This is a genomic window from Variovorax sp. P4_D9 (assembly GCF_056401695.1).
Genome location: NZ_JBFUIU010000834.1, coordinates 1 through 3,780, shown reverse-complemented (window position 1 = coordinate 3,780; position 3,780 = coordinate 1). Strand labels below are relative to the sequence as shown.

Here is a 3,780-nt window from a genome sequence, read left to right as displayed (position 1 = left end):
TGAACCTGGCCTACACCAAGGAAATCATTCCCAAGGTGACGTTGAAGGCAGCCATCGGCTACACCTTCTTCACCAGCGACATCAAGAGCCTGGGCTACAAGGACTACCTCGACTACAACGYCGGTGCGGCCTACGACTTCGGCAGCGGCCTGACGCTGGGCGGCTATATCCAGGGCGGCAACGAGCGGAGCGCGTTCAACCTGGTCGCCAGCCCGGGCATCCCCACCCCCGTCGGCCCGGTCGGCCAGACCACCTTCTCGACTAACGCGACCCGCTTCATCGTGATGCTGACCAAGACGTTGTAGAGAGGATAGGACGACCCGAGCGCAGTCACCGGGTCGTCCGCGCACGGATAGGCGGCATCGTGCAGCCCATCACACTTGCACATGAGGCTAGCTCCCGCTCATCCAGCCGCAGGCGGCTCAGGGCCGTACGTCGCATCAATGGTTGCATCCGTCGAAGACAACCAGAAGCAGCTCGGGCTACCGGCGCTCAAGACCTCGTTGGGGATGCGAGTTGCCTACATGGAGGCACTGGGCGCTGGCCTGACGGTGATCCGAGGAGCTTGTGCATAGCTGATCGAGCGCGACACAAAGCGGCCGATACGCTTTGTTTTCACCAACGGGCGCACTCTCTCCCCTATTTTTACGGACGGCTCCCGACAATCTTCATCGTCACCAACAACAAGGAATCTACGTGGCCTATGCCGCATACCAAGAGCACCCTGGTCAACCACGTTCGTCAAACGCCGGTACGTTTCATGTGCTCGATGTCGCCGTCGCGTCCAGCGATGCGCGAAGCGTTCGTCAGCTCGTCGCACGCTGCGCCGATGCGGGTGTGGTGCGCTGCGAGCCACTTCTCAACGACCGCAGTTCGCAGGAAAGCGACGCGCCTCGGGTGCGCCTGATGATCCGGCTTCCGCTCGCCAGCTATGCGCAGGTTCTGCATGGATTGATCGAGGCCATTCCCTCGGGCGAAATCGGCCGACTCGTCACGTGGCGAGATCACTTGGCCCGGCGCGGTCTGTGTCATGGCCAATGACGTCCTCGTGCGCGTGCGCTGCGCGCTCGCCTCCCTGGGAAACGTTCACGCCCTTTGGCTTGAGCTTGACTCAGCAGCAGCGCCCGGGAGCTCCGCATGCACGAGCGCACCTATGGCTCCATCTGCATGTTCATCTGCGGATCGACAGGCATCATGTTCGAGTGCAGGTGCGCCATGATCCACAGCGAGCCAACGACGATCATGCCCACGACCGTCGCAGTGACCAYGAACGCGAGGATGTTGGTGCGCTGATTCGGCGACGTGCTGATGTGCAGGAAGAAGATGAGGTGCACCAGCATCTGGGCGACGGCGAGCACGGTGACGGCAGCGGTCACGCTCGACGGCGTCAGCGCGTCGGTCCCGGCCGCGAGAAACGATGCGATCGTCAGCAGCATCGCAACGAGATACCCGACCAGGTACCCTCGGAGAGAGCCGTGTCCCCGTCCGTCGTGTGTGCCCGGCGCAACGCGGGCGGTTTCGTTGGATGCAATCGAGGGCTGGGTCATGATGCCGATCCGATGATGTAGACAAATGAAAATACGGCGATCCACACGACGTCGATCACGTGCCAGAACAGGCTGAAGCAGTACATCCGTCGCACGACACCGTCGCTGAAGCCCCGCTGCCGCAGTTGCACGAAGATGAAAACCAGCCACGCAAGCCCCGCCGTGACATGCAACCCGTGCGTGCCCACGAGCGTGTAGAAGGCCGACAGGAATGCACTGCTGCTCGGGCCTGCACCTTCTGCCACCATCCGCGCGAACTCCCTGATCTCCAGCGCCAGGAACGCGAGCCCGAGGATGAAGGTCGCGGCAATCGCTCCGAAGGCCGTCCTGACTTCACGACGGTCGCATGCGAGCATGGCCATGCCGCAGGTGATGCTGCTGGTCAGCAGCAGCGCTGTCTCGATGAACGCGTTGTGCAGGTCGAACAACTCCTTCCCGGTCGGCCCATCCGCCACCGAGCGATGCAGGACCGCAAACGCGGCGAAGAGCGTCGCGAAGACGATGCAGTCGCTCAGCAAGTACAGGTAGAAGCCGAACGCTGTGGTCCCCCGGCGTTCTGAATGGCCGCCGATGGACGTGGGGGTGTGCCGGACGTCCAGGACAGGTTGATACATGCGGGTCTCCTCAGGCATGAACGGTGCGCAGGCGCGAGTTCGTCTCGAAAGCCTCGACCTCGCCCGCCGTCAGCGTCGTCTCGTCATCGTCGCCCCACGACTGGAATATCCAGCAGGCCACAGCAGCGAGCAGCGAAGCGGCACCGAGCCAATAGATGTGCCACACCATGCCGAATCCGCCCGTGACCGCAAAGAACGCAACGACGAATCCGAGTGCCGAGCGCTTCGGCATCTCGATGTCTTCGATCGGTCGAGCTTGCGCTGGCACGTCGTCGCGCCGAGCTGCCCAATGTGCGTCGATGCCCTGGACCGCTGGGAGGACTGCGAAGTTGTACGGAGGCGGCGGCGACACCGTGGACCACTCGAGCGTGCGCCCTTGCCACGGATCGCCGGTCAAGTCGCGACGCAGATGACGCGTACGGATGCTGACGACCAGTTGCACGACCTGCAGCACGATGCCGATCATGATCAGGGCAGCGCCTGCCACCGCGACGTAGAGATACGGCGTCCAGACGGGGTTGTCGGAGTGATTCATGCGCCGGGTCATGCCGAGCAACCCGAGCGCGTAGAGCGGCATGAACGCCAGGTAGAAGCCGACAAACCAGCACCAGAACACCATCTTGCCGAGCCGCTCGTCGAGCGTGAAGCCGAACGCCTTGGGAAACCAGTACGTCAGAGCGGCCATGCATGCGAAGACGACGCCTCCGATGATGACGTTGTGGAAGTGCGCGACCAGGAAGAGGCTGTTGTGCAGCACGAAGTCCACCGGAGGGATGGACATCAGCACGCCCGTCATGCCGCCGATCGTGAAGGTGAGCATGAAGCCGACGGTCCACAGCACCGGCGATGTGAAGCGCACGCGTCCGCCGTACATCGTGAACAGCCAGTTGAAGATCTTCACGCCAGTCGGGATCGAGATGATCATCGTCGTGATGCCGAAGAAGCCGTTCACGTTCGCCCCCGCGCCCATCGTGAAGAAGTGGTGCAGCCAGGTCGTGAAGGCAAGCACGGTGATCGCCATGGTCGCGATCACCATCGAGCGGTAGCCGAACAGCGGCTTGCCGGAGAACGTCGCGATGACCTCGGAGAACACGCCGAACGCGGGGATCACGAGGATGTAGACCTCCGGGTGTCCCCACATCCAGATGAGGTTGACGAACATCATCGGGTCGCCGCCGGCGCCGTTGGTGAAGAAGTGCATGTCCGCATAGCGGYCCAGCAGCAGCATCGCCAAGGTGGCGGTCAGCACCGGAAAGGCCGCGACGATCAGCATGTTGGCTGCCAGCGCCGTCCACGAGAAGATCGGCATGTTCTCGAGCTTCATCCCCGGGGCCCGACATCGCATGATGGTCGTGATGAGGTTGATGCCCGACAGCAGCGTGCCGAGGCCGGAGATCTGCAGCGACCACAAGTAGTAGTCGACGCCGACGCCGGGGCTGTAGGCCAGCTCGGACAGCGGGGGATAGACGAGCCAGCCGGTCCGCGCGAACTCGCCCACGCCGAGCGAAATGTTGATGAGCAACGCGCCCGCGGCCGTAAGCCAGAAGCTGAGCGCGTTCATGACCGGGAAGGCAACGTCGCGCGCGCCGATCTGCAGCGGCACCACGAAGTTCATCAAC

At 63.0% G+C, this 3,780-nt stretch carries 4 protein-coding genes and 1 pseudogene; 2 read left to right on the top strand and 3 right to left on the bottom strand.

Annotated features, from left to right (window positions below; all coding sequences use genetic code 11):
• Both AC1DY5_RS46340 and AC1DY5_RS46335 read left to right on the top strand, forming a co-directional pair.
• A pseudogene (locus AC1DY5_RS46340) lies at positions 1–305 on the top strand (TorF family putative porin); the annotation flags it as partial.
• Positions 306–696: 391 nt separating this feature from the next.
• The gene (locus tag AC1DY5_RS46335) at positions 697–1,041 is read left to right on the top strand and encodes a hypothetical protein (protein WP_478121118.1); all 345 of its coding nucleotides are present in this window, start codon (positions 697–699) and stop codon (positions 1,039–1,041) included.
• 110 nt (positions 1,042–1,151) lie between these two features.
• Here the strand turns inward: AC1DY5_RS46335 and cyoD are convergent, their stop codons facing one another.
• From cyoD to AC1DY5_RS46320, 3 genes are all read right to left on the bottom strand, one after another.
• The gene (gene cyoD, locus AC1DY5_RS46330; protein WP_478121117.1) at positions 1,152–1,547 is read right to left on the bottom strand and encodes a cytochrome o ubiquinol oxidase subunit IV; all 396 of its coding nucleotides are present in this window, start codon (positions 1,545–1,547) and stop codon (positions 1,152–1,154) included.
• Positions 1,544–2,179, bottom strand: coding sequence for a cytochrome o ubiquinol oxidase subunit III (gene cyoC, locus AC1DY5_RS46325; protein WP_478121116.1), 636 nt, complete (start codon positions 2,177–2,179; stop codon positions 1,544–1,546). Before cyoC ends, cyoD begins: the two co-directional genes overlap by 4 nt.
• Positions 2,172–3,780 (bottom strand): cbb3-type cytochrome c oxidase subunit I (locus AC1DY5_RS46320; protein WP_478121115.1); only part of this gene is annotated, 1,609 nt, incomplete at its 5' end. The genes cyoC and AC1DY5_RS46320, both read right to left, overlap by 8 nt.

Coding starts and splice junctions, on each gene's coding strand:
- cyoC (WP_478121116.1), bottom strand. CDS start 2,179: ATGCCTGAGGAGACCCGCATGTATCAACCTGTCCTGGACGTCCGGCAC.